This is a genomic window from Bradyrhizobium sp. 2TAF36 (genome assembly GCF_052114925.1).
Classification (GTDB): domain Bacteria; phylum Pseudomonadota; class Alphaproteobacteria; order Rhizobiales; family Xanthobacteraceae; genus Bradyrhizobium; species Bradyrhizobium barranii.
The window spans coordinates 14,674-39,538 of the sequence record NZ_JBFRFR010000038.1 but is presented as its reverse complement, the minus strand read 5'-3'; the positions used below and the strand labels follow the sequence as shown (position 1 = coordinate 39,538).

21 protein-coding genes are annotated in these 24,865 nt (G+C 64.9%); 13 read left to right on the top strand and 8 right to left on the bottom strand.

Going from position 1 to position 24,865, the window contains the following annotated elements; all coding sequences use genetic code 11:
* Positions 1 to 38: 38 nt before the first annotated feature.
* Positions 39 to 1,457, bottom strand: a complete 1,419-nt coding sequence (locus AB4Z51_RS22360) for an amidase (RefSeq protein WP_441497983.1) — start codon at positions 1,455 to 1,457, stop codon at positions 39 to 41.
* Positions 1,458 to 1,571: 114 nt separating this feature from the next.
* Positions 1,572 to 2,348: an SDR family oxidoreductase gene (locus tag AB4Z51_RS22355; RefSeq protein WP_441497982.1), complete on the bottom strand. Its 777-nt coding sequence runs from the start codon at positions 2,346 to 2,348 to the stop codon at positions 1,572 to 1,574.
* Between the two features lie 159 nt (positions 2,349 to 2,507).
* On the opposite strand from AB4Z51_RS22355, the gene AB4Z51_RS22350 reads away from it, so the two are divergent.
* Positions 2,508 to 3,581, top strand: coding sequence for a tartrate dehydrogenase (locus AB4Z51_RS22350; RefSeq protein WP_282524730.1), 1,074 nt, complete (start codon positions 2,508 to 2,510; stop codon positions 3,579 to 3,581).
* A 126-nt stretch (positions 3,582 to 3,707) separates the two neighbouring features.
* Here AB4Z51_RS22350 and AB4Z51_RS22345 read toward each other — a convergent pair whose 3' ends face one another.
* From AB4Z51_RS22345 to AB4Z51_RS22325, 5 genes are all read right to left on the bottom strand, one after another.
* The gene (locus AB4Z51_RS22345) at positions 3,708 to 4,349 is read right to left on the bottom strand and encodes a suppressor of fused domain protein (protein ID WP_441497981.1); all 642 of its coding nucleotides are present in this window, start codon (positions 4,347 to 4,349) and stop codon (positions 3,708 to 3,710) included.
* A 167-nt stretch (positions 4,350 to 4,516) separates the two neighbouring features.
* A complete protein-coding gene (locus AB4Z51_RS22340) occupies positions 4,517 to 5,590 on the bottom strand; it encodes a malate/lactate/ureidoglycolate dehydrogenase (protein WP_441497980.1) in 1,074 nt (357 codons plus the stop codon).
* Between the two features lie 11 nt (positions 5,591 to 5,601).
* A complete protein-coding gene (locus AB4Z51_RS22335; protein ID WP_441497979.1) occupies positions 5,602 to 6,513 on the bottom strand; it encodes an NAD(P)-dependent oxidoreductase in 912 nt (303 codons plus the stop codon).
* A 12-nt stretch (positions 6,514 to 6,525) separates the two neighbouring features.
* Positions 6,526 to 7,776, bottom strand: coding sequence for a Zn-dependent hydrolase (locus AB4Z51_RS22330; RefSeq protein ID WP_441497978.1), 1,251 nt, complete (start codon positions 7,774 to 7,776; stop codon positions 6,526 to 6,528).
* A 32-nt stretch (positions 7,777 to 7,808) separates the two neighbouring features.
* Positions 7,809 to 8,726 (bottom strand): LysR family transcriptional regulator, encoded by a 918-nt coding sequence (locus tag AB4Z51_RS22325; RefSeq protein ID WP_071915762.1) that lies wholly within the window; start codon positions 8,724 to 8,726, stop codon positions 7,809 to 7,811.
* A gap of 119 nt (positions 8,727 to 8,845) precedes the next feature.
* Between AB4Z51_RS22325 and AB4Z51_RS22320 the strand changes: the two genes are divergently transcribed.
* The 6 genes from AB4Z51_RS22320 (at position 8,846) to AB4Z51_RS22295 (ending at position 14,423) form a co-directional block, all read left to right on the top strand.
* Entirely contained in the window at positions 8,846 to 9,661 is an 816-nt protein-coding gene (locus tag AB4Z51_RS22320) for a putative hydro-lyase (RefSeq protein WP_441497977.1), read from the top strand.
* An 89-nt stretch (positions 9,662 to 9,750) separates the two neighbouring features.
* Complete coding sequence (locus AB4Z51_RS22315) at positions 9,751 to 10,995, top strand: ABC transporter substrate-binding protein (protein ID WP_085403942.1); 1,245 nt, start codon at positions 9,751 to 9,753, stop codon at positions 10,993 to 10,995.
* A 150-nt stretch (positions 10,996 to 11,145) separates the two neighbouring features.
* Positions 11,146 to 12,024, top strand: a complete 879-nt coding sequence (locus tag AB4Z51_RS22310; RefSeq protein WP_063984700.1) for a branched-chain amino acid ABC transporter permease — start codon at positions 11,146 to 11,148, stop codon at positions 12,022 to 12,024.
* Positions 12,024 to 13,007, top strand: a complete 984-nt coding sequence (locus AB4Z51_RS22305) for a branched-chain amino acid ABC transporter permease (RefSeq protein ID WP_063984699.1) — start codon at positions 12,024 to 12,026, stop codon at positions 13,005 to 13,007. The genes AB4Z51_RS22310 and AB4Z51_RS22305 overlap by 1 nt, the downstream gene beginning before the upstream one ends.
* Positions 13,004 to 13,735, top strand: coding sequence for an ABC transporter ATP-binding protein (locus AB4Z51_RS22300; protein ID WP_028146884.1), 732 nt, complete (start codon positions 13,004 to 13,006; stop codon positions 13,733 to 13,735). Before AB4Z51_RS22305 ends, AB4Z51_RS22300 begins: the two co-directional genes overlap by 4 nt.
* A complete protein-coding gene (locus tag AB4Z51_RS22295; RefSeq protein WP_085403940.1) occupies positions 13,719 to 14,423 on the top strand; it encodes an ABC transporter ATP-binding protein in 705 nt (234 codons plus the stop codon). Before AB4Z51_RS22300 ends, AB4Z51_RS22295 begins: the two co-directional genes overlap by 17 nt.
* A gap of 185 nt (positions 14,424 to 14,608) precedes the next feature.
* Here AB4Z51_RS22295 and otnC read toward each other — a convergent pair whose 3' ends face one another.
* Positions 14,609 to 15,283 (bottom strand): 3-oxo-tetronate 4-phosphate decarboxylase, encoded by a 675-nt coding sequence (gene otnC / locus AB4Z51_RS22290; RefSeq protein WP_441497976.1) that lies wholly within the window; start codon positions 15,281 to 15,283, stop codon positions 14,609 to 14,611.
* On the opposite strand from otnC, the gene ltnD reads away from it, so the two are divergent.
* From ltnD to AB4Z51_RS22260, 6 genes are all read left to right on the top strand, one after another.
* Positions 15,167 to 16,306, top strand: coding sequence for an L-threonate dehydrogenase (gene ltnD / locus AB4Z51_RS22285; RefSeq protein ID WP_441497975.1), 1,140 nt, complete (start codon positions 15,167 to 15,169; stop codon positions 16,304 to 16,306). The two genes, otnC and ltnD, sit on opposite strands and share 117 nt — an antisense overlap.
* Positions 16,307 to 16,322: 16 nt before the next feature.
* A complete protein-coding gene (gene otnI, locus AB4Z51_RS22280; protein WP_441497974.1) occupies positions 16,323 to 17,105 on the top strand; it encodes a 2-oxo-tetronate isomerase in 783 nt (260 codons plus the stop codon).
* Positions 17,102 to 18,379: a 3-oxo-tetronate kinase gene (gene otnK, locus AB4Z51_RS22275; protein ID WP_441497973.1), complete on the top strand. Its 1,278-nt coding sequence runs from the start codon at positions 17,102 to 17,104 to the stop codon at positions 18,377 to 18,379. Before otnI ends, otnK begins: the two co-directional genes overlap by 4 nt.
* 178 nt (positions 18,380 to 18,557) lie before the next feature.
* Positions 18,558 to 20,249, top strand: coding sequence for a methyl-accepting chemotaxis protein (locus AB4Z51_RS22270; protein ID WP_063984694.1), 1,692 nt, complete (start codon positions 18,558 to 18,560; stop codon positions 20,247 to 20,249).
* Positions 20,250 to 20,494: 245 nt separating this feature from the next.
* Entirely contained in the window at positions 20,495 to 23,674 is a 3,180-nt protein-coding gene (locus AB4Z51_RS22265) for an efflux RND transporter permease subunit (protein WP_441497972.1), read from the top strand.
* Positions 23,661 to 24,860: an efflux RND transporter periplasmic adaptor subunit gene (locus tag AB4Z51_RS22260; RefSeq protein ID WP_085403936.1), complete on the top strand. Its 1,200-nt coding sequence runs from the start codon at positions 23,661 to 23,663 to the stop codon at positions 24,858 to 24,860. Before AB4Z51_RS22265 ends, AB4Z51_RS22260 begins: the two co-directional genes overlap by 14 nt.
* The last annotated feature ends 5 nt before the right edge of the window (positions 24,861 to 24,865 follow it).

Genomic DNA, 24,865 nt, shown 5'->3' with positions numbered 1-24,865 from the left:
ACGGCGGGGACGGCCAAGCCTCCGCCGTGCGGCCCGCGTCAGGCCTTCACCTTGGGATCGATCGGCGTGGAGCCGCGCAGACCCAGAATGTCCTCCAACACCTTCGCGCCGGCAATCACCTGCGCATCAGCGCGCGGGGCGCCGACGACCTGTACGCCGACCGGGAGGCCAGACGCCGTGAAGCCGCAGGGCAGCGACAGCGACGGGCAACAGGCGAGCGTGATGGCGTAGACGACGCCGAGCCATTCGACATAGTTCTCGAACTTCTTGCCGGCGCATTCGGCGACATAGCGGTGCTCGATCGGGAAGGGCGGCACGATCGTGGTTGGCGTCAACAGCAGGTCGTAGTTCTTGAAGAACTCGATCGCGCGCGCGGTCATTCCGACGCGCTGCGCCTCGGCGCGCGCGAGCTGCTCGACGGTGAGCTTGAGGCCTTCCTCTATGTTCCAGATCACCTCGGGCTTCAGGAGGTCGCGCTTGGTCCGCAGCAGATTGGCCTTGGTGATCGCGAAATCGAAGGCGCGCAGGACGTGGAAGCATTCATGCGCCTCGCGCCAGTCCGGATGCGCTTCTTCCACGATCGCGCCGGCCTCCGCAAAGCGTTCCGCGGCCTTGCGCGTGATCGCCTTGACCTCTGGATCGACCGGCGTGATGCCGAGATCGGGCGAATAGGCGATGCGCTTCGGCTTCTTGCCTGACCGCGCCGCCGACAGGAACGAGGTCGCAGGCGCCGGCAGCGACAGCGGGTCGTCCGCATAGTCGCCGCTCATGGCATCCAACAGCAGCGCAAGATCCTCGACGTTGCGCGCCATCGGCCCCACCACGCCGAGATTGCGGTCGATCGCCGATTTGGGCGTATGTGCGACGCGCCCGATGCTCGGCCGCATGCCGACGACGCCGCAGAACGCCGCGGGGCTGCGCAAGCTGCCGCCCATGTCGGAGCCCTGGGCGAGCCAGGCCATGCCGGTGGCCAGCGCCACCGCCGCGCCGCCGGAGGAGCCGGCCGCAGACTTCGTCGTATCCCAGGGATTGAGCGTCGCGCCGAACACTTCGTTGAACGTGTTGGCGCCGGCGCCGAATTCCGGTGTGTTCGACTTGGCGTAGACGACCGCGCCATTGCCTTCGAGGTTCTCGACCATGAGATCGGACTGCTTGGGCACATTGTCCTTGAAGATCGGCGAACCCTGTGTGTTCAGCACGCCCGCGACGTCGGTCAGGTCCTTGATCGGCACCGGCAGGCCCGCGAGCAGCCCGCGCGCGCCGGCCGGCTTCTGCATCAGCGCCTTGGCGTTATCCCGCGCGCGATCGAAGCATGGCGTCGGCAGCGCGTTGACCTTGCCGTCGACCTCCCCGATGCGCGTCTCCAGCACATCCAGAAGCTCGAGCGGCGAGACGTCGCCGGATCGTAGCTTGTCGACGACGGCGCATGCGGTTTCGCGGATCAGGTCTTGAGACAACTATTTTACTCCTGTGCTTATTGTGTCGTCATTGCGAGCGCAGCGAAGCAATCAGAACWGCCACAGCGGATGCATTTCTGGATTGCTTCGCTGCGCTCGCAATGACAGGAAAAACTAACCCCAGCCCGCGCTGATGCCGCCATCCACCGTATAGATGACTCCCGACGTATATCCGGCGCGATCGGACGCCATGAACGCCATGAGATCGCCGATCTCGCGCGCATGYGCGGGCCGGCCGAGCGGCAGGCTCTTCTGGAATTCCTTGTAACGGCTCTCATCGCCGAACTGGTGCTTTGCCCGCGTCTTGAGCAGGGTGACGTGGCGATCGGTGCCGACCGGGCCGGGATTGATGCCGACCACGCGGATGTTGTCGGCAAGGCTCTTGCCGCCGAGCGCGCGGGTGAAGGCCATCAATGCGGCGTTGCCGGCGCTGCCGCAGATGTAATTGGCGTCGAATTTTTCGCCGGCCGCGCCGATGTCATTGACGATGACGCCGCCGCCCTTCGCCTTCATCTGCGCGTAGATCTGCCGCGTCAGGTTGATGTAGCCGAACACTTTCAATTCCCAGGCGTGCCGCCAGGTCGCCTCGTCGATCTTGTCGATCGAGCCGCCGGGGATGTCGCCGGCATTGTTGACGAGCACGTCGATATCGGCGGCTTCCGTCGCGAGCCGCGCCACGTCCTCGGCCTTGCGCAGGTCCACGATGCTCGTTGCGGCATCGATCTGGTGCGCGGAGCGCAGGCGGTCCGCCAGCGCCTTGAGCTGGTCGCCGCTGCGGGCGGCGAGCAGGAGGTTTGCGCCTTCCTCGGCAAACGCCTCGGCGGCGGCTGCGCCAATGCCTTTGGACGCGCCCGTGATCAGGACGCGCTTGCCACGCAGATGCAGATCCATGAAGGGTACTCGCTCGGTGGGAACATCAGGATCAAACCAGTAGGCGCTCGGCCGCGCCACGGTCAACATTGCAGTGCAGCGTTGCACTGCTGCCGAGTTTGGTCCATTGCAGTGCGGTCAAAAAGGCGGCGGCTGCCGGACCAACCAAGGACGTTCTCGATGAGCAAGAAACAATACCGGATTGCAGTCATTCCCGGCGATGGCATCGGCAAGGAAGTGATGCCCGAGGGCCTGCGCGTTCTGGAGGCAGCGGCGAAGAAGCACGGGGTGTCCCTGCATTTCGACCATTTCGACTTCTCGTCCTGGGACTATTACGAGAAGCACGGCCAGATGATGCCCGACGACTGGAAGGAAAAGATCGGCAAGCATGACGCGATCTATTTCGGCGCCGTCGGCTGGCCGGCCAAGATTCCGGATCACGTCTCGCTGTGGGGTTCGCTGATCAAGTTTCGCCGCGAGTTCGACCAGTATGTGAATTTGCGCCCGGTGCGGCTGATGCCCGGCGTGCCGTCGCCGCTGGCGAACCGCAAGCCCGGCGACATCGATTTCTGGGTGGTGCGCGAGAACACCGAAGGTGAATATTCCTCCGTCGGCGGCCGCATGTTCCCCGATACCGACCGTGAGTTCGTCACGCAGCAGACGGTGATGACTCGCACCGGCGTCGACCGCATCCTGAAATTCGCTTTCGAGCTCGCACAGTCGCGGCCGAAGAAGCACCTGACCTCGGCGACCAAGTCGAACGGCATCTCCATCACTATGCCCTATTGGGACGAGCGCGTGGAGGCGATGGCCAAGAAGTTTCCGGGCGTGAAGTGGGACAAGTACCACATCGACATCCTGACCGCGAACTTCGTGCTGCATCCGGACTGGTTCGACGTTGTGGTCGGCTCGAATCTGTTCGGCGACATCCTCTCCGATCTCGGCCCGGCCTGCACCGGCACCATCGGCATCGCGCCGTCAGGCAACATCAATCCCGAGGGCGATTTCCCCTCGGTGTTCGAGCCGGTGCACGGCTCGGCGCCTGACATTGCGGGGCAGGGCATCGCCAACCCGATCGGCGCGATCTGGTCCGGCGCGATGATGCTCGAGCACCTCGGCGAGAAGGAGGCCGGTAAGTCGATCGTCGATGCGATCGAGCGCACGCTCGCCGAACGCACGCTGCGGACGAAGGACCTCGGCGGCAACGCCGACACCACCGCCTGCGGCAAGGCGGTTGCGGATATGGTGGATTAAGGCGAGGCGAGCTGTGTAGGGTGGGTTAGCCGAAGGCGTAACCCACCACTGTTCGTGTTCGCAGAGACAGAAGAGGTGGGTTACGCCGAGCAACTGCGCTTCGCGAAGTTGCAGGGCTAACCCACCCTACACATACGATTTCCGCGTCGGATCGAAGATCGGCGGATAATCGTTCTCGTCGAGCAGATCGAGAAACGGGTCGAGTCCCCTGGACTTGATGAGGCCGAGTTCCTGATGCGAGATCAGGTTCACGGTCAGGATCTCCACGGGATCGCTCGCGATCTCCAGCGCCTCGGCGATCTGCTTATCGGGGCCGATGATCGGTGTGAGAAACAGGAACGTCTGGAAGTCCGTTCCTGCAACCGGCGGACACGGCAGCGCGACGCGATGACCAAAACCGAACCAGGTCGTGTCGATGAACGGCAGATTGGCGAGYCAGCGCAGATTGGCGCAAACCTCCTCTGTCGGCTCCCGGACATACCACATCAGCTCGGCACGTGGCTTTGCGTCGCCATGCACCCCCGGCATTCGCTGTTCGCTCATGCCGTTGGTCAGAAGCACATAACCTTCGTCAGATCCCTCTTCGCACACCGGCACGAAATCGCGGCCAAAGGCGTGGATGTCGATGCGGCGCTCCGCGCTGTCGGTGAAGCTGTGCTCGGGCTCGCCCAGCTCGCTTTCATAGATCGCGAGCCGGTACCGGTAGAAGTCGGTTTCGGGTAACGGCTCGCTCGAGCCGGACATGAGCTTTGCAAGACGGGAGAACATGTGAACCTCGAGGGCGGATGTGGACCGGGATATCCGCGTTGTCGCGAGACGACGCGGGCCGGTTCAAATCCGTTCCACGAGTGCGGTGATGCTTCGCTTTAGTCCAGACCTCGTTGCGCGATAGTGCACTTGGCCGGGCTATTCTCAGCGATGCGCTTCGTTCCCGACTAGCCCGCGATCTTCTCGATCGCCGCCTGATCCAGCCCGAACTTCGTCCCGGCCTCCAGGATTTCCTGCCAGGTGGTCGGGTCGACCGGAATGCCTTCGGCCAGACGCTTCTTCCTGGTCTCGCGCTCGGGATCGCCGGCGATCTTCACCTTGTCGACGCCGGGAGCGGGCGGCGAGCCGGTGTGCCAGGCAACAAAACTCTCGACCTCGCTCGCGAGGTTTTCGCCGGTGCCGAGCTTGCCCGGATCGATGATGATCGAGAGCATGCCGTTGAGGACGTTGTACTTACCGTCGGACGGGCCCTTGACCACCTGCCCGCCGGACAGCGCGCCGCCGAGGATTTCGCACACCAGTGCGAGCCCCGAGCCCTTGTGCTCGCCGAATGGCAGGATGGCGCCGTGCGGCGGGATCACGGTGTAGCGCGGATTGACGGTGGGCTTGCCTTCGTTGTCGATAATGGTGCCGGGCTCGAGCTCGACGCCCTTGTTGTGGGCGACCCGGGTCTTGCCCTGCGCGATCCTGCTGGTGGCGAAGTCGAGCACGATCGGGTCCTTGCCCCTGCGCGGGATGCCGACGCAGAACGGGTTGGTGCCGTGGCGCGCATCGCTGCCGCCCCACGGCGCCACGATCGGGCGCGAGATCACGTTGACGAAGTGGATCGAGACCAGCCCGTGGTCGATGCACTGCTCGGCCCAATGGCCGATGCGGCCGATGTGGTGCGAGTTGGAGAGGCCGACGAGACACACGCCGTTGCGCTTGGCGCGCTCTGCCGCCAGCTCCATCGCTTCATGGCCGATCACCTGGCCATAGCCGGTGAGGCCGTCAAGGGTGAGAAGCGGACCGGTGTCGAGCACGATCTTGACGTGCGCGTTCACGGCGAGGCCGCCCGTGGTGACGCTCTGGACATAGCGCGGGATCATGCCGACGCCGTGCGAGTCATGTCCTCTAAGATTGGCCTCGACGAGGTTGGTGGCCACGAGCTCGGCTTCGCGGTCCGTAGACCCGCCCGCCTTGACGATGGCACGGACGACGTTGGTGAGCGGCAGTGCCTTGATGGTGCGATAGTCGGCCATTGTTGTCGCTCTTATCCTTTCACGATCCGGCGGCAATGGACCCATGCCGCTTCAATCAGGTTCTCGCTCGCTTCCGGCGTGCGGAAGGCCGAATGCGCCGACAGCGTCACGTTCGGCAGTTTTGTCAACGGATGGTCGCCGGGCAGGGGCTCGATGTTGAAGACGTCGAGGCCGGCATGGCGGATGTGGCCGGACTTCAGCGCGTCGATCATCGCCTGCTCGTCGACGACCGCGGCACGCGCGGTGTTGATCAGGATGACACCGGGCTTCATCGCAGAAATCTTCTCGCGCGTGATCATGCCGCGCGTCTCGTCGTTGAGCAGCAGATGCAGCGACACGACGTCGCTTCTCGCCAGCAGCGTGTCGAGATCGGTGAACTCGACGCCCGGATGGCTCTTTGGCGACCGGTTCCAGGCGATCACCTTCATGCCCGAGCCGACCGCAATGCGTGCGACTTCCGCGGCGATGCCGCCGAAGCCGATCAGGCCGAGCGTCTTGCCGGTCAGCTGCATGCCGTCCTCGCGCAGCCAATTGCCGACGCGCATCTCGCGGTCCATCATCGCGATGACGCGGGCGGAGGCCCACATCAGGGCGATCGCGGACTCCGCGACTGCCGTGTCGCCATACCCCTTGATCAGGTGCACGGAGATGCCGAGCTCGGCGAGTTCTTCCGGATTCATGTAGCTGCGCGCGCCGGTGCCGAGGAACACGACGTGCTTCAGCCCCGCGCATTTCTTCGCGACCTCGGTCGGCAGCGCCGTGTGGTCGACGATGGCGATCTCCGCACCATCGAGGACTTCAGGATATTGCTCCGGCTTGATGTCGGGATCCCTGTGGATCCGCACCTTGGGGTCGCCTGATATCTCCAGCCGCTCCATGATCACGGCGAGGGCTTCGTTGGCGTCGACGAAAACTCCGCGCATGGCTCTCTCCGATCAGGACGCGACGCCGGCGATCGCCAGCACGGTATGCATCAGCACGTTGGTGCCCGCGGCGCAGTCGGGCTGCGTGGCGTCTTCCAGCTCGTTGTGGCTGATACCGTCCTTGCAGGGCACGAACACCATCGCCGCCGGCATGACGGTGTTGAGGTTGCAGGCATCGTGGCCGGCGCCGGAGGTGATGCGACGGGAGGAATAGCCGAGCGTCTTCGCCGCGTTCTCGACCGCCGCGATCAGCTTGGGATCGAAATGCGTCGGCGGCTTGCGCCAGACCAGGTCGATCTTGACCTCGACCTTGCGGCGCGTGGCGATCTCGGCAATGGCGGCGCGCAAATCGCGATCGAGCGCGTCCATGATGGCGCCATCCGCGCTGCGGCAATCCATGGTGAAGGCGATCTCGCCGGGAATGACGTTGCGCGATGGGTTTGCGATCACGGCCTCGCCGATGGTGCCGACTGCCTTGGGCCCATGCTTCTTCGCAATGGCCTCCATCGCCAGCACGATTTCCGAGAGCGTCGCGAGCGCATCGCGCCGCAGCGGCATCGGCGTCGATCCGGCATGGCTCTCGAAGCCGGAAATCTTGCCGTCATACCAGAGCACGCCCTGGCCGGAATCGACCACGCCGATGGTCTTTCCCTCGGCCTCGAGGATCGGACCCTGCTCGATGTGCAGCTCGACGAAGCAGCCGAGCTTCTGGAAGCCGACCGGCTTGTCGCCGCGATAGCCGATGCTGTCGAGCGCCTGGCTGACGGTCGTGCCGTCGATATCCTTGCGCGACAGGATGTCATCGGTAGTGAAATCGCCGACGTAAGCGGCGGAGGCCATCATCGCCGGTGCGAAGCGCGAGCCTTCCTCGTTGGTCCAGTTGACGACGCAGATCGGCGCTTCGGTTTCGATGCCTGCATCGTTCAGCGTGCGGATCACCTCCAGCGCGCCGAGCGTCCCCAGAATGCCGTCATACTTGCCACCGGTCGGCTGGGTGTCGAGATGCGAGCCGATGCCGACGGGCAGCTTCGACATGTCGCGGCCCTTGCGCAGGCCGAACTGTGAGCCGAGCGCATCGGTGTGCACATCGAGGCCGGCGTCCTCGCAAGCCTTGCGGAACCAGTCGCGCACCTGCTTGTCTTCGCTGCTCAGCGTCAGCCGCCGTACGCCGCCCTTGGCCGTCCCGCCAAACTGGGCGGTCTCATGGATGGAGCCCCAGAGGCGGGCGGAATCGATCTGCAGATTGGTGGCGGCTCGGCTCATGCGGTCGGTCTCTCGGTTGTCCGGCGCCTTTTTCAATGACGCGCCGGCGCGGACTCGTCAACCGCGAGGCTGCTCTGCGCAATCTGCCGTGCGAGCTCGGCGACGCGCTCCACCGCGACGACGTCAGGCGAGGCGAGCCAGCTCGCTGTGAATGTCAGCGGCGCTATGGCGAGATCGGTTTCGAGCAGCTGTAACCGCCCGTCGGCGAGCTCGTTCTCGACGATGGCATCGGGGATCACGGCGATGCCGAGCCCTTCGACCGCCATGTGGATGACCGTCGCCAGCGATGCGGACGCATGCAGCCGGATCGGCGGCAGCTCCGGCCGGTCGAAGACTTCGCGCACGACCTCGTAAGGCCTGGTCTTGCGCGGGAAGGTGATGATCGGAAACCGCGCGAGGTCGGCGCGCGTCACCGGGCCGTCGCCGAGTCCGAGCGAGGGGCTTGCGAGAAAGCCGATCGGATAATCCGCGAGCACGCGATTGTGGACGCCGGAGGCCGACAGCGGCCCCACCACGAAGGCAAGCTCGATCTCCTGCGCGAGCAGGCGCGCAGTGAGGTTCGGCGTGATGTCGACCTCGATCTCCAGCGACAGGTTCGGATAGACTTCGTTCATGCTCTTGACGAGCCGCGGCAGCCAAGTGTGCACGATGGTCTCGGCGACGCCGAGACGCATCACGCCGCGCATTGCGGAGCGATCGCCGATCTCGGCGATCATCGCCGCCCTCAGGCCGATCAGCTTCTCCGCGTAGACCATCATCTGCCGGCCGCTCGGCGTCGGCGAAGCAACGCGATGATCGCGGTTGAGGAGCTTTACGCCCATCTCGCGCTCGAGCTGGGCGATGCGCTGGGAGATCGCCGGCTGGGTCGTATTGAGCCGTGCTGCGGCGCCGCGAAAGCTGCCGAGCTTCACAACCCAAAGGAAGGTTTCGATCGACCTGAAGTCCAGCATGAGAAGGATTTTCCCGATCGATAAATCTAATTTATCAAGATCGATTAGAAAGGAAGATTAGACTTTATAGCATGCTTGGTGTTGGCTGTCTTTGTCGAGTTTATAGGCAGGTCGATCAAATGACTGTTTTGGTGGCAGCGCAGCAAACTGAAACGCCCGACACGTTCCCGAGCCGCCAGGCGCGGCTCGCCTATCGCGGCGGCCAGGTCGGATCTACCGCCGGCGTCGCTCCCGGCTTCGTCCAGGGCAATCTGGCGATCCTGCCGGCCGAATATGCCAGCGCCTTTCACCGCTTCTGCCAACTCAATCCGAAACCATGCCCGATCATCGGCATGTCCGACGTCGGCAGTCCGCACATCCCCGCGCTCGGCGCCGATCTCGACATCCGCACCGACGTGCCGCGCTATCGCATCTGGCGCGACGGCGAGGTGGTCGACGAGCCGACCGACGTGACCAAGCATTGGCGCGACGATCTCGTGACATTCGTGCTCGGCTGCTCGTTCTCGTTCGAAGAGGCGTTGCTCGACGAGGGCATGCCGATCCGCCACATCGAGCAGAACGTGCGCGTGCCGATGTACCGCACCAACATCGCCTGCGGCGAGGCCGGTCCGTTCGCCGGTCCCATGGTGGTGTCGATGCGTCCGTTCAAGCCGGCCGATGCGATCCGCGCGGTGCAGATCACCTCGCGTTATCCCGCCGTGCACGGTGCACCCGTGCATCTCGGCCATCCGCACCTGATCGGCATCAAGGATCTCGCCAAGCCGGATTACGGCGATCCCGTGCCCGTCGCCGACGACGAGATCCCGGTGTTCTGGGCCTGCGGCGTGACGCCGCAATCGGTGATCAACGCCGCCAGGCTGCCGTTCGCGATCACGCATTCGCCCGGCCTGATGCTGGTGACGGATCTGAAGAACCGGAACATGGCCGTGATTTAGTAGGCAGCGTTTGCTGCTTCTTCGGGCTTTACCGCATCCATCAATCGCTCCATTCGATCAGTCGAAATTTAGTAACAGGGGACTTTGCCATGACGATCTCTCGCCGCGACGTGCTGCTTGGTGCCACCGCCACTGCCGCGCTGGTGCCGCTCGCTGCACGCGCCCAGACCTCCGAGGTCGTGATCGGCGTGATCTATCCGTTCTCCGGCGGCAGCGCACAGCAGGGCGTCGACGCGCAGAAGGCCTATGAGACCGCGCTCGAGGTCATCAACAAGGACACCGATTTCGATCTGCCGCTGGCCAAGGGCGAAGGTCTGCCGGGCCTCGGCGGCGCAAAAGTCCGCCTCGTGTTCGCCGACCACCAGGCCGATCCGCAAAAGGGCCGCGCCGAAGCCGAGCGCCTGATCACGCAGGAGAAGGTCTCCGCGATCATCGGCACTTATCAAAGCGCGGTCGCCGTCACCGTCAGCCAGATCTGCGAACGCTACCAGATCCCGTTCGTCTCGGCCGACAACTCTTCGCCGAGCCTGCATCGCCGCGGCCTCAAATATTACTTCCGCGCCGCCCCGCATGACGAGATGTACTCGGCTGCGATGTTCGACTTCTTCGACGCCTTGAAGAAGAAGGGCACCAAGATCGAGACGCTGTCGCTGTTCCACGAGGACACCATCTTCGGCACCGATTCCGGGAACGCCCAGGCCAAGATCGCCGGCGAGCGCGGCTACAAGATCGTCTCCGACATCAAGTATCGCGCCAATTCGCCGTCGCTGTCGGCCGAAGTGCAGCAGCTCAAGAGCGCCAATGCCGACGTGCTGATGCCCTCGAGCTACACCACCGACGGCATCCTGCTGGTCAAGACCATGGGCGAGCTCGGCTACAAGCCGAACGCGATCGTGGCGCAGGACGCCGGCTTCTCGGAGAAGGCGCTCTATGATGCCGTCGGCGACAAGCTCGAGGGTGTGATCTCCCGTGGCACCTTCTCGCTCGATCTCGCGCAGAAGCGCCCCATGGTCGGCAAGATCAACGAGATGTTCAAGGCGCGCTCGGGCAAGGACTTCAACGACCTGACCTCGCGCCAGTTCATGGGCCTGATCATCCTGGCCGACGCCGTCAACCGCGCCAAGTCGGCCGACGGCGAGAAGATCCGGGATGCACTGGCTGCGACCGACATCCCGGGTGAGCAGACCATCATGCCCTGGAAGCGCGTCAAGTTCGACGAGGCCGGCCAGAACAACGACGCCGACCCGGTGCTGCTGCAATATATCGGCGGCAAGTTCGTCACCATCTTCCCGCCGCAGGCCGCGATCGCCGAAGCGACCTGGCCGATGAAGTAAGATTGGGAAGCGGGAGCTCGGGCGTAGCTCCCGCCCTCATCCTGAGGAGCGGGCGAAGCCCGCGTCTCGAAGGGCGAGGGCTTGGCCATCCTTCGAGACGCGCGCTGGTGCGCGCTCCTCAGGATGAGGATCTATTTCGGGGGACGACTTTTGACAGCTCAAGCCATTATCCAGAGTCTCGCGAGCGGCCTTCTGATGGGCCTGCTCTACGGACTGATCGCGGTCGGCCTCGCGCTGATTTTCGGCCTGATGGACGTCACGAACTTCGCCCATGGCGAATTCCTGATGCTCGCGATGTACCTGTCCTTCTTTCTGTTCGCGTTCTTCGCGATCGATCCCCTGCTGTCGGCCCCATTGGTCGCAGCGGCGATGTTCGTGTTCGGAGCGGTGGTCTATCTACTCCTTGTACGCTTCGCCATGCGGGCCAAGGCCAATGCCGGCATGGTGCAGATCTTCACGACTTTCGGCCTTGCGATCGTGATGCGCGGCCTCGCGCAGTACTTCTTCACGCCGGACTATCGCAGCATTCCACAGTCCTGGCTCGGCGGTAAAACCATCTCGGTCGCCGGCATCTTCCTGCCCGAGCCGCAGCTCATCGGTGCGCTGGTCTCGATCGCGGCCTTCGCCGGGCTCTACCTCTTCATCCACCGCACCGACTTCGGCCGCGCGCTGGAAGCCACCCGCGAGGATCCCGGCGCCGTCGCGCTCGTCGGCATCGACAAGAACCGCGTGTTCGCGTTCGGCTGGGGCCTCGGCGCCGCGCTGGTCGGTCTCGCCGGTGCGATCATGGCGGTGTTCTTCTACATCTATCCCGATGTCGGCGCGTCGTTCGCGCTGATCGCCTACGTCACCGTGGCGCTCGGCGGCTTCGGCAGCGTGTTCGGCGCCTTCGCCGGCGGCATCATTGTCGGCCTGGTCGAAGCGGTGACCGCGCTGGTGTTGCCGCCATCGCTGAAGTCCGTCGGCATCTATGCCGTCTATCTCCTCGTCGTCTTCATCCGGCCGCGCGGCCTGTTCGGGTCGATGTGATGGACAAGGCTTTTGCAGCGCGGCGCCGCCGCGACCTCATCATCGCCGCAGTGCTGGCCGGGCTCGCAGCGCTGGCTCCGCTGTTGATCAAGGATGTTTACGTCCAGAACATCCTGATCCTGACCCTGATGTATGCGGCGCTGTCGCAGAGCTGGAACATCCTGTCCGGCTATTGCGGGCAGATCTCGCTGGGGCACGCGCTCTATTTCGGCATCGGCGCGTACACCACCGAGCTGCTGTTCACCAAGTTCGGCGTGCTGCCCTGGTTCGGCATGCTCGCCGGCGGCGTGATTGCGGCGATCATCGCAATGGGGCTCGGCTATCCCTTCTTCCGCCTGCGCGGCCATTACTTCGTAATCGCGACCATCGTCATCGCCGAAATCGGACTGCTCTTGTTCCAGAACTGGGAATGGGCGGGGGCTGCGATGGGAATCACCGTTCCCGTGCGCGGCGACAGCTGGCTGAAATTCCAGTTCATGCGCAGCAAGCTGCCGTACTTCTATTTCGCGCTGGTGCTGTGCAGCCTCGCCTGGTTCGTCACCTGGTGGCTGGAGGACTCCAAATGGGGCTTTTGGTGGCGCGCGGTGAAGGACAATCCGGAAGCGGCCGAGAGCCTCGGCGTCGTCGTGTTCAACTCCAAGATGGGCGCGGCCGCGGTCTCCGCCTTCCTCGTCGCCATCGGCGGTGCCTTCTATGCGCAGTTTCTCGCCTATATCGACCCCGAAAGCGTGATGGGCTTCCAGTTCTCGCTGCTGATGGCGCTGCCGGCCGTGCTCGGCGGCATCGGCACCCTCTGGGGGCCTGTGCTTGGGGCTGCCATCCTGATCCCGATGACGGAGCTGACGCGCTCTTATATCGGTGGCTCAGGCCGTGGCGTTGACCTCATCGTCTACGGCGCCCTGATCGTCGCGATCTCGCTGGCCCTGCCGCGCGGCTTGGTGAGCCTGTTCTCCCGTTCGAAAGCAAGAGGAGCCACGCGATGACTGCGCTCCTTGAAACCCGCGGCGTCTGGCAGCGGTTCGGCGGCCTCGTCGCCAACAGCGATGTCTCGATCTCGGTCGGCCGCGGCGAGATCGTCGGTCTGATCGGGCCGAACGGTGCCGGCAAGTCGACGCTGTTCAATCTCATCGCCGGCGTCTTGCCGCCGACGCAAGGGTCGATCTGGTTCGACGGCGAGGATGTCACGAACATGCCGGCGGCCGAGCGCTGCCAGCGTGGCGTCGGGCGCACCTTCCAGGTGGTCAAGAGCTTTGAGACCATGACTGTTATCGACAACGTCATTGTCGGTGCTCTCGTGCGCAACACCGTGATGCGCGAGGCACGCCGCAAGGCGCATGAGGTGCTCGAATTCACCGGCCTTGCCGCGCGCGCCGACGTGCTCGCGAGCGACCTCGTGCCGGCCGAGAAACGCCGCCTCGAAGTTGCCCGTGCGCTGGCGACCGAACCAAAGCTGCTGCTGCTGGATGAAGTCCTGACCGGCCTGACGCCGACCGAGGCGCAGACCGGCGTCGCGCTGGTGCGCAAGGTGCGCGATGCCGGCATCACCGTGTTGATGGTCGAGCATGTCATGGAGATCGTGATGCCACTGGTCGACCGCGCCATCGTGCTCGACCTCGGCAAGGTGCTGGTCGAGGGTAAGCCTTCCGACGTCGTCCGCGATCCCAAGGTGATCAGCGCATATCTGGGAGATCGTCATGCTGTCGGTGCATGAAGTCACGACCGCCTATCAGGGTCTGGTCGCGATCTCGGCGGTCTCGATCGAGGTCCAGAAGGGCGAGATCGTCTGCGTCGCTGGCGCCAACGGCGCGGGCAAGTCGACGCTGCTCAAATCCATCGCCGGCGCCGAGCGTCCGCGCTCGGGCACGGTGACGTTCGACGGCAAGCGTCTCGACGGCATGGCGCAGCATCACATCACCGCCACCGGCATCGCCTATGTGCCGGAGAACCGCCGCCTGTTCCCGCGCCTGTCGGTGCGCGACAATCTGCGCCTCGGCAGTTATCTGTACCGCGGCGACGCCGACCGCGAGGGGCCGCTCAATCTCGTGTTCACGCTGTTCCCGCGTCTCCAGGAACGTTTGGAGCAGCGCGCCGAGACGCTGTCCGGCGGTGAGCAGCAGATGCTCGCGATCGGCCGCGCGTTGATGACGCGCCCGCGGCTGCTGATGCTGGACGAGCCCTCGCAAGGCATCATGCCGAAGCTGGTCGACGAAATCTTCCAGGCGGTACTGCGCATCCGCGACGCCGGCATGACCGTGCTGATCGTCGAGCAGCGCATGGCCGAGTGCCTCGAAATTGCCGACCGCGCCTACATCCTGCAAACCGGCCGCGTGCTGATGCAGGGCCCGGCAGCCGAGATCAGGGGGAACCCGGACGTACGGAAGGCGTATCTGGGGCTGTAGTCACAAGCTGCTGTGCACGCGGGTTCTACACGATCGGTGTCATCGCCCGCGAAGGCGGGCGATCCAGTATTCCAGAGACATTAATTGGCTACGGAGAAGCCGCGGCGTACTGGATTCCCCGCCTTCGCGGGGAATGACAGCGGTGAGTGAGGCCGCGCCATCGCGCTCGTCACGAGACGGTGGCGCTAATGCTCGTGCCCATGCTCCGGCAGCGTCACCCCGAACACCTTCACCAGATCCTTCACCTGCTCCGGCGACAAATACCGCGGGTTCATCCCGCGCAGCAGCAGGTACAGCTTCGCCGTCTCCTCCAGCTCCTCCGTCGCGAACACCGCGGCTTCAAGCGTGTCGCCGGCGACCACCGGGCCGTGATTGGCGAGCAGCACGGATGAATATTTGCCCGCCAGTCCCTTGATCGCATCCGCAACCGCGGGATCGCCGGGGCGGTAATAGGGCACAAGCGCAGTGGCGCCGCATTTCATCAGATAATAAGCCGTCATCGGCGGCAGCGCGGCGCGCGGGTCGATCTCGGGCAGCATCGAGAGCGCGACCGAATGGGTGGAGTGCAGATGCACGATCGCCCGCGCGCTTTCGCGCGTGTCGTAGAGCGCGGTGTGCAGCGGAACTTCCTTGGTCGGCGCATCGCCCGAGAGGAGGCGCCCCCGTGCGTCCAGCCGCGACAGTCGCGCCGGGTCGAGGAAGCCGAGCGAGGCGTTGGTGGGGGTGACGAGCCAACCCCCGTCGTGCATCTTGACGCTGATATTGCCGGAAGAGCCCGGCGTCAGCCCGCGCTCGAACAAGGACCGTCCGAAGCGGCAGATATCCTCACGCAGCCGGGTCTCGTTGCTCATAGCCGTCATGCCCGCTTGTCTCACGCTTTGGCAGCGCGGCCAAGCCGTGTTATTCGGATCAGTGAGCCGCCGCAAAGGGCGGCCGTCCAGGAAACGTTCGCAAGGGTCAGTTGCATGTCCGCCTCCACGACACAAAATCAGCGTATCGCGGTCATCGGGCTCGGCTCGATGGGGTTCGGCATGGCGACCTCGCTGAAGCGCGCCGGTCATGCGGTGACCGGCTGCGACGTCTCGGCTGACGCCGTGGCGCGCTTCGTGAAGGACGGCGGCACAGGCGCCAGCACGCCGGCGGAAGCGGCCAAGGGCGCCGACATCGTCGTCAGCGTCGTCGTCAATGCCGCGCAGACCGAGACCATCCTGTTCGGCAAGGATGGCGCCGCCGAGACCCTGCCGAAGGACAGCGTCTTCCTGTCCTCCGCCACCATGGACCCGGATGTGGCCCGTCGCCTCGCAAAGCAGTTGGAGGCGACCGGCCGTCACTATCTGGATGCGCCGATCTCCGGCGGCGCGCAGCGCGCGGCCCAAGGCGAGCTGACGATCCTTGCCTCCGGCAGTCCCGCTGCCTTTGCGAAGGCACGGCCGGCGCTCGATGCCATGGCGGCAAAACTCTACGAGCTCGGCGATGCCGCAGGGCAGGGCGCCGCCTTCAAGATGATCAACCAGTTGCTCGCCGGTGTGCATATCGCCGCCGCCAGCGAAGCGATGGCGTTCGCCGCCAAGCAGGGCCTCGACATCCGCAAGGTCTATGAGGTGATCACGGCCTCCGCCGGCAATTCCTGGATGTTCGAGAACCGCATGCCGCACGTGCTCGACGGCGATTACACGCCGCGCAGCGCGGTCGAGATCTTCGTCAAGGACCTCGGCATCATCCAGGACATGGCGCGCAGCGCCCGCTTCCCGGTGCCGGTCTCGGCCGCCGCTCTCCAGATGTTCCTGATGACATCCGCTGCCGGCATGGGCCGCGATGACGACGCCTCGGTGGCGCGCATGTACGCGCAGGTCACCGGCGTAAAACTTCCCGGCGACAAGTAGAGCCAAGAGGATTCCAATGCCCCGTTTTGCCGCCAACCTCTCGATGATGTTCACCGAGGTGCCGTTCCTCGACCGTTTCGACGCCGCCGCGCAAGCGGGCTTCACCGCGGTCGAATTCCTCTTTCCCTACGAGCATCCGGCCGAAGTGGTTGGCGAGCGGCTCAAGCGCAACGGTTTGACGCAGGCGCTGTTCAACCTGCCGCCGGGCGACTGGAACGCCGGTGAGAAGGGCTTTGCGGCGCTGCCGGCGCGGTTCGCCGATCTCAAGGCGAGCCTGGAGACCGCGTTGCCTTACGCCAAGGCGACCGGCGTCAAGCGGCTGCACTTGATGGCCGGCATTGCCAACCGCGGCGAGCGCGTCGCGATCGAGGCGTTCTACAAATCGGTGGCGTGGGCTGCGGAGTTCTTTACTCCGCACGGCATCGACATCGTGCTCGAGCCGATCAATGCGCGCAATGTGCCCGGCTACTTCCTCAACGATTTCGGCTTCGCGCGCGACCTGATCCAGGAGCTGAGACTGGCGAACCTGAAGCTCCAGTTCGACATCTATCACTGCCAGATCATCCACGGCGACGTTACCATGCGCCTGCGCGAGATGATGCCGATCATCGGGCACATCCAGATCGCCAGCGTTCCCTCGCGCAACGAGCCCGACGGCGAGGAGCTGAACTATCCGTTCCTGTTCACTGAACTCGACCGGCTCGGCTATACCGGCTTCGTCGGCTGCGAATACAATCCGCGCGGCAAGACCACCGATGGCCTCGCCTGGTTCAAGCCTTATGCGGGAGTGAAGCCGTGACGCTCGCACTGGGTTGCATCGCCGACGACTACACCGGCGCCTCCGATCTCGCCAATACGCTGACGCGCGCGGGCCTGCGTACCGTGCAGACCATCGGCGTGCCCGCGGACGATCTCACGCTGCCCGAGGTCGACGCCGTCGTGGTGTCGCTGAAGAGCCGCTCGATCGAGGCAGGCCTTGCCGTGTCGCGCTCGCGCGCGGCAGAGAAATGGCTGCGCGGCCGCGGGGCGCGCCATGTGCTGTTCAAGATCTGCTCGACCTTCGATTCCACCGATGCGGGCAATATCGGCCCGGTGATGGACGCGCTGCGCGCCGATAACGGCGAGGCCGTCGTGCTGGTGACGCCGGCCTTCCCGGAGACCGGTCGCACGGTCTACCAGGGCAATCTGTTCGTCGGCGCCGTGCCGCTGAACGAGAGCCCGCTCAAGGACCATCCGCTCAACCCGATGCACGATTCCAACCTGGTGCGGGTGCTGGCGCGCCAGAGCAAGACGCAAGTGGGCCTCGTCGATCTCGCCACCGTCACCCGCGGCGCGGAGGCCGTGCGGGCCCGGCTTGCCGAATTATCCGGCAAGGGCATCGGCGCCGCCATTATCGACGCCGTGTTCGACCACGACCTCGAGACCATCGGCCTCGTCGCGGCCCAGCACCGGCTGTCGGTCGGTGCCTCCGGCATCGGCCTTGGCCTTGCCCGTGCGCTAGTCTCGACCGGCAAGGTCAAATCGGCCGCGTCGAGCGGAGAGACCGGTGCTGCCGTCGGTGGACCGGCGGCGTGCCTTGCCGGAAGCTGCTCGCAGGCGACGCTCAAGCAGATCGCGAGCGCGGAAAAGGTCATGCCGGTGCTTCGTCTCGACCCGGACCGTATTCTTACGGGAGACGGCGAAGCGCAGCGCGCGCTGGACTGGGCGAGGCCGCGATTGGCAGAAGGTCCGGTGCTGATCGCATCGAGCTCGACGCCAGATCAGGTCACAGCGCTTCAGGCGCGTCACGGCCGCAACGCAGCCGGTCACGCGATCGAGCAGGCGATGGCCGACATTGCGGAAAGCCTAGTGAAATCAGGCGTCCGGCGGCTGGTCGTGGCTGGCGGCGAGACCTCCGGCGCCGTCGTCGATCGCCTCGGGATTCCCGGCTTTCTGGTCGGCGCTGAGATCGCTGCGGGCGTCCCGGTGCTGCGCGCCGTCGGCGCTGAAGCAGGCGATATGTTGCTCGCGCTGAAGTCCGGAAATTTCGGCGGGCCGGAATTCTTCGCGGACGCGCTTGGGCTCATGCGCTGAGCGCAGGGCGTTCTTAGCTGCCTGTTCATCTCTTTCAGGCTCCGTACTCGAACGGAGTCGTAGTTAACATCTGCTCAGTCGCTCAGTCGCTCTGTTGTCTGATGTCGGCGTCGCTCCTTTTGGTTGATTGTTAAGACCTCCCGGACGCGCGCCCGCGCCAGCACAACGAGACCCGATTATGTTCGCCACCATTTCCATTCGCGCCAAGATCATCAGTGTCGTGGCGTTCCTGCTGGTCGCGATGACCGGCATGGGCCTGCTCGCCGTCACGAAGATGCGGTCGATGAACGCCAACACCACCGACATCACCACGAGCTGGCTGCCCAGCGTCCGGGTGCTCGGCGAACTCCGCGCTAGCGTCATCACCTACCGCAACGTCGTTCGCCAGCACATGCTGTCCGAGACCCTCGAGGAGAAGCTCGCCAACGAAAAGACGGCCGGCACCGTCATCGAGGCGCTCGCCAAGTCCCGCAAGGCCTACGAGCCGATGATCACCTCACCCGAGGAGCGCCGGCTGTACAACGAATGGGCCAAGCTCTGGGACGATTACAAGAAGGGCACCGAAGACGTCATGGCGCTGTCGCGCAAGGAGGCCGGCAAGGTCCCGCATGACGCCCAGGAGCTGAACACCAAGACGGTCAACAAGATCGGCCTTGCGTCGGATGAGGTCCTGATGAAGGACATCGATCTCAACACCAAGGGCGGCGACCAGGCTGCCCAGGATGCCGCCGACAGCTATTTCTATGCCTTCATGCTGGTCTCGATCATCCTCGGCGCCGCCGTGATCATCGGCATCGGCGTCAGCTTCTACCTGGTCCAGGACGTCTCCGCCGGCATCAACTCGATCATCCAACCGATGCAGGCGCTCGGCAAGGGCGACCTCTCCGCCGAAGTCCCGCATCGCGGCGAGAAGACCGAGATCGGCGCCATGGCCGACGTGCTCCAGATCTTCAAGGAAGCCTTGATCGCCAAGAAAGCCGCCGACGAGGCCGCCGCCGCCGATGCCGAAGCCAAGATCGAGCGCGGCCGCCGCGTCGACGGCATCACCCGCGATTTCGAAACGATGATCGGCGAGATCGTCCAGACCGTGTCGTCGGCCTCGACCCAGCTCGAGGCCTCCGCCTCGACGCTGACTTCGACTGCCGACCGCTCCCAGCGGATGGCGACTACGGTCGCCGCGGCCTCGGAGGAAGCCTCGACCAACGTGCAGTCGGTGGCCTCGGCCACCGAGGAGATGGCCTCGTCGGTCGGCGAGATCAGCCGTCAGGTGCAGGAATCAGCGCGGATGGCGGGCGACGCCGTCGGCCAGGCCCGTGCCACCACCGAGCGCGTCAGCGAGCTGTCCAAGGCGGCTTCTCGCATCGGCGACGTCGTCGAGCTGATCAACACCATCGCGGGCCAGACCAACCTSYTGGCGCTSAACGCCACCATCGAGGCGGCGCGTGCCGGTGAAGCCGGCCGCGGCTTCGCGGTSGTCGCCTCCGAGGTSAAGGCGCTSGCCGAGCAGACCGCCAAGGCGACCGGCGAGATCGGCCAGCAGATCTCCGGCATCCAGGCGGCGACCAACGACTCGGTCGGCGCCATCAAGGAGATCTCCTCGACCATCGAGCGTCTCTCCGAAATCTCCTCGGCGATTGCGGCTGCGGTGGAAGAGCAGGGCGCAGCGACCCAGGAGATCGCCCGCAACGTGCAGCAGGCGGCGCAGGGCACCCAGCAGGTCTCCTCCAACATCACCGACGTGCAGCGCGGCGCGACCGAGACCGGCACGGCCTCCTCGCAGGTGCTGTCGGCAGCGCAGATGCTGTCCAACGACTCGAGCCGCCTCAAGACCGAGGTCAGCAAGTTCCTGACCAACGTCCGCGCGGCCTAAGCCGGGACACGCTCGCAGTTCTGAAGGCGGCGCCTGCGGGCGCCGCTTTTTTACGTGGGGGTGAGCCGCTTTCGTAATCTTCCGGCCGCAGGCTGCATATCTGGAATGCGATTTCGCAGTGCGATAGCAGGGAAGTGACCGGACGGGGCGGCGCTGTCGTTGGCCATTTCCACGGTGTTCGGGTAAATCAGCCCTAGGAACCCGTGGGGCGTGTTCCCTGTCCCCGATTTGGAATTGCCTGACCAATGATTGCTCTGGTCCGTATTGCCCTGAGCCGACCCTACACGTTTGTCGTGCTCGCGCTTCTGCTCCTGATCATCGGGCCGCTCGCGGCCCTGCGGACGCCGACCGACATCTTCCCGGACATCCGCATCCCCGTGATCGGCGTGGTCTGGCAGTACACCGGCCTGCCGCCGGACCAGATGTCCGGCCGCATCACCACGCCGTTCCAGCGCGCGCTGACGACGACCGTCAACGACATCGAGCATATTACAGCTAACTCCTATAACGGCTTTGGCATCATCAAGATCTTCTTCCAGCCGAACGTCGACATCCGCACCGCCAACGCGCAGGTCACCGCGATCTCGCAGACGCTGCTGAAGCAGATGCCGCCGGGCGCAACGCCGCCCCTGATCCTGAACTACTCCGCCTCGACCGTGCCGATCATCCAGGTGGCGCTGTCGGGCGATGGCCTGACCGAGCAGAACCTCGCCGATATCGGCATCAATAATCTGCGCACCCCGCTGGTCACGGTGCCCGGCGCGGCGATCCCGTATCCGTTCGGTGGCAAGCAGCGCCAAATCCAGATCGACCTCGATCCTACCGCGCTCCAGGCCCGTGGCCTGTCGGGCCAGGACGTCGCCAACGCGCTCGCAGCCCAAAACCTGATCACGCCGGTCGGCACCCAGAAGATCGGCCAGTTCGAATACAACATCCAGCTCAACAACTCGCCGCTGAAGATCGACGAGCTCGGCAATCTGCCGATCAGGACCGTCAACGGCGCGATGGTCTATGTGCGCGACGTCGCGACCGTGCGTGACGGCAATCCGCCGCAGACCAACATCGTCCACGTCGACGGCAACCGCTCGGTGCTGATGATGGTGCTGAAGGCGGGCGCGACCTCGACGCTCGATATCATCGCCGGCATCAAGCAGAAGGTGATCGACGTCAAGGACCAGCTGCCGGACGCGCTGAAGATCGGCTTCATCGGCGACCAGTCGGTGTTCGTCCGCGGTGCGATTCAAGGCGTCGCGATCGAAGGCGTGATCGCGGCGCTGCTGACCAGCGTCATGATCCTGCTGTTCCTCGGCAGCTGGCGCTCCACGGTCATCATCGCGGTCTCGATCCCGCTCTCGGTGCTCGGCGCCATCATCATGCTGTCGGCGATCGGCGAGACGCTCAACATCATGACGCTCGGCGGCCWTGCGCTCGCGGTCGGCATCCTCGTCGACGATGCCACCGTGACCATCGAGAACATCAACTACCATCTGGAGCAGGGCAAGCCGGTCGAGCAGTCGATCCTCGACGGCGCCAATCAGATCGTGACGCCGGCCTTCGTCTCGCTGCTATGTATCTGCATCGTGTTCGTGCCGATGTTCTTCCTCTCCGGCGTCGCCCGCTTCCTGTTCGTGCCCATGGCCGAAGCCGTGATGTTCGCGATGATCTGGTCGTTCATCCTGTCGCGCACGCTGGTGCCGACCATGGCGAACTATTTGCTGCAGGCGCACGTCCATCACGAGGGCGCGCCGCCGAAGTCGCGCAATCCGCTGGTGTGGTTCCAGCGCGGTTTCGAGAAGCGGTTCGAGCGCATCCGCGGCGGCTACCATAATCTGCTGGGACTGGCGCTGGTGCACCGCGCGGTGTTCGTGATCGGCTTCCTCTGCGTGGTCGGCGCGTCCTTCGCGCTGGTGCCGTTCCTCGGGCGCAACTTCTTCCCGGCGGTCGATGCCGGCAATATCCTGATGCATGTCCGCACCCAGGTCGGCACCCGCGTGGAGGAGACGGCCAACCAGCTCGCCGACGTCCAGAAGGCGATCCGCAAGCTGATCCCCGGCGAAATCGAGACGCTGACCGACAACATCGGCATGCCGATCTCCGGCATCAACATGACCTACAACAACACGGGCGTAATCGGCCCGCAGGACGGCGACATCCAGATCAAGCTGAAAGAGGGCCACAAGCCGACGGAAGAGCACGTGCGCGTGCTGCGCGAGCAGCTGCCGCGCCTGTTCCCCGGCGTCAGCTTCGCATTCCTGCCGGCCGACATCGTCAGCCAGATCCTGAACTTCGGCGCGCCGGCGCCGATCGACCTGCAAATCCGTGGTGCCAATATCGGCGCCAACTTTGCCTACGCCAACAATTTGCTGGCGAGGGTTCGCAAGATCCCGGGCGTTGCCGATGCGCGCATCCAGCAGTCGCCGAACAACCCAACCTTCAACATCGATGTCGACCGCACCCGCGCGCAATATGTCGGCCTGACCGAGCGCGACGTCACCAACAGCCTCGTGGTCAATCTCGCCGGCTCCTCGCAGGTGGCGCCGACCTACTACCTCAATCCGGACAACGGCGTGTCCTACTCGATCGTGATGCAGACGCCGCAATACCAGATCGACTCGCTCAGCGCGCTCCAGACGCTGCCGATCACGGCCACCGGCAATTCCCAATCGCCGATCCTCGGCGGCATCGCCGACATCAAGCGCTCGACCTCGAGCGCGGTGGTGTCGCAATACGACATCCAGTCGCTGGTGCAGATCTTTGCCACGACCTCGGGCCGCGATCTCGGCGCGGTCGCCGCCGACATCCGCCAGGTGATCGCCGACACCGCCAAGGACGTGCCGAAGGGCTCCTCCGTGGTGCTGCTCGGCCAGGTGCAGACCATGAACAGCGCCTTCACCGGATTGCTGTTCGGCCTGCTCGGTGCCGTCGTGCTGATCTACTTCCTGATCGTCGTGAACTTCCAGTCCTGGTCCGATCCGTTCGTGATCATCACGGCGCTGCCGGCCGCGCTCGCCGGTATCGTCTGGATGCTGTTCATGACCGAGACGACGCTGTCGGTGCCGGCGCTCACCGGCGCGATCATGTGCATGGGCGTTGCCACCGCCAACAGCGTGCTGGTGATCTCCTTCGCCCRCGAGCGCTACGAGGAGCTCGGTGACCCCATCGCCGCTGCACTCGAGGCCGGGTTCGTCCGGTTCCGCCCGGTGCTGATGACCGCGCTCGCCATGATCATCGGCATGGCGCCGATGGCCCTGGGGCTCGGGGAGGGCGGCGAGCAGAATGCGCCGCTTGGCCGCGCCGTGATCGGCGGCCTGATCTTTGCAACTTTCGCCACGCTGATGTTTGTTCCCGTGGTGTTCAGTATGGTACACAAGAAACAAGGCGCCAAAGCCGCCGCCCCATTGGAGACTCCGCATGTCGCCCACTGAACCCCGCTCCCCGGTGTCGCACCGGAAACTGGGCATCTTCGGCGTGGTGGCGCTGATTGCGGCAGGCCTCGTCGTGGGTACCGGCATTCGTGCCCGCGAGGAGCAGGGCTCCAAGCTGAAGGAATGGACCGACGATCAGGCCGTTCCCAGCGTTGCGGTGACCCTGCCGAACGCAAAATCCCTCAACGGCACCATCGACCTGCCGGGTCGGCTCGAAGCTTATTACCGCGCGCCTATCTTCGCACGCGTCTCCGGCTATCTGAAGAGCTGGAGCGTCGACATGGGCGCGCGCGTCAAGGCGGGGCAGGTGATCGCCGAGATCGAGGCGCCCGACCTCGACCAGCAACTGCTTCAGGCCCGCGCCGACCTCGCCAGCCAGCAGGCCAGTGCCAGGCTCTCGGAAGCAACGCTCAACCGGCGCAAGACGCTGGTCGCCTCCAACTTCGTCTCCGCGCAGGAGATCGACGAGCGCACCGCCGATCTCTCCAATAAGAACGCGGCCGTCCACTCAGGCCAGGCAAATGTCGAACGGCTTGAAGCGCTGGCCGGCTACAAGAAGATCACGGTGCCGTTCGATGGCGTGGTCACGGCGCGCGATACCGACGTCGGCGCGTTGATCAATGCCGGCGGCGGCTCCGGCCCGGCGATGTTCGTGGTCTCCGACATCACCAAGCTGCGCGTTTACGTCAACGTTCCCCAGAACTACGTGCCTGCGATCAAGATCGGCGCCAAGGCCACCATGGTCATGCCGGAATACCCGAACCGGACATTCCAGGCGACGGTCGAGGCGTCTTCGCAGGCCGTCGACGTCGCCTCAGGAACCACCCGCATGCAGCTTCGGCTCGACAATTCCAACGGCGAGTTGATGCCCGGCGGCTATGCCAGCGTGAAGCTCAACCTTCAGCGCGACACCGCGCCGCTGAGCATTCCCGCCAGTGCCCTGATCTTCAACGGCAGCGGTCTGCGTGTTGCGACCGTCGGTCCCGACGACAAGGTGCAGTTCAAGACCGTGACCATCGCACGCGATCTCGGCAAGGAGATTGAACTCGCCTCGGGCATCGCACCCGACGACCGCGTCATCACTGCCCCGCCGGATGGCCTTTCCGACGGCGACCAGGTTCGCGTCGCCGGCGGTGCCAAGGGCAAGCCGGCGACGGCGTCGGAGAAGCAGGCGCCGAAGGGCTAGGTTGA

Bases quoted from the DNA above. Each gene is read 5' to 3' on its own strand.
- AB4Z51_RS22350 (WP_282524730.1), top strand. From the start codon at position 2,508: ATGAGCAAGAAACAATACCGGATTGCAGTCATTCCCGGCGATGGCATC.
- AB4Z51_RS22340 (WP_441497980.1), bottom strand. From the start codon at position 5,590: ATGGCCGACTATCGCACCATCAAGGCACTGCCGCTCACCAACGTCGTC.
- AB4Z51_RS22335 (WP_441497979.1), bottom strand. From the start codon at position 6,513: ATGCGCGGAGTTTTCGTCGACGCCAACGAAGCCCTCGCCGTGATCATG.
- AB4Z51_RS22330 (WP_441497978.1), bottom strand. From the start codon at position 7,776: ATGAGCCGAGCCGCCACCAATCTGCAGATCGATTCCGCCCGCCTCTGG.
- AB4Z51_RS22325 (WP_071915762.1), bottom strand. From the start codon at position 8,726: ATGCTGGACTTCAGGTCGATCGAAACCTTCCTTTGGGTTGTGAAGCTC.
- AB4Z51_RS22320 (WP_441497977.1), top strand. From the start codon at position 8,846: ATGACTGTTTTGGTGGCAGCGCAGCAAACTGAAACGCCCGACACGTTC.
- AB4Z51_RS22315 (WP_085403942.1), top strand. From the start codon at position 9,751: ATGACGATCTCTCGCCGCGACGTGCTGCTTGGTGCCACCGCCACTGCC.
- AB4Z51_RS22305 (WP_063984699.1), top strand. From the start codon at position 12,024: ATGGACAAGGCTTTTGCAGCGCGGCGCCGCCGCGACCTCATCATCGCC.
- AB4Z51_RS22300 (WP_028146884.1), top strand. From the start codon at position 13,004: ATGACTGCGCTCCTTGAAACCCGCGGCGTCTGGCAGCGGTTCGGCGGC.
- AB4Z51_RS22295 (WP_085403940.1), top strand. From the start codon at position 13,719: ATGCTGTCGGTGCATGAAGTCACGACCGCCTATCAGGGTCTGGTCGCG.
- otnC (WP_441497976.1), bottom strand. From the start codon at position 15,283: ATGACGGCTATGAGCAACGAGACCCGGCTGCGTGAGGATATCTGCCGC.
- otnI (WP_441497974.1), top strand. From the start codon at position 16,323: ATGCCCCGTTTTGCCGCCAACCTCTCGATGATGTTCACCGAGGTGCCG.
- AB4Z51_RS22260 (WP_085403936.1), top strand. From the start codon at position 23,661: ATGTCGCCCACTGAACCCCGCTCCCCGGTGTCGCACCGGAAACTGGGC.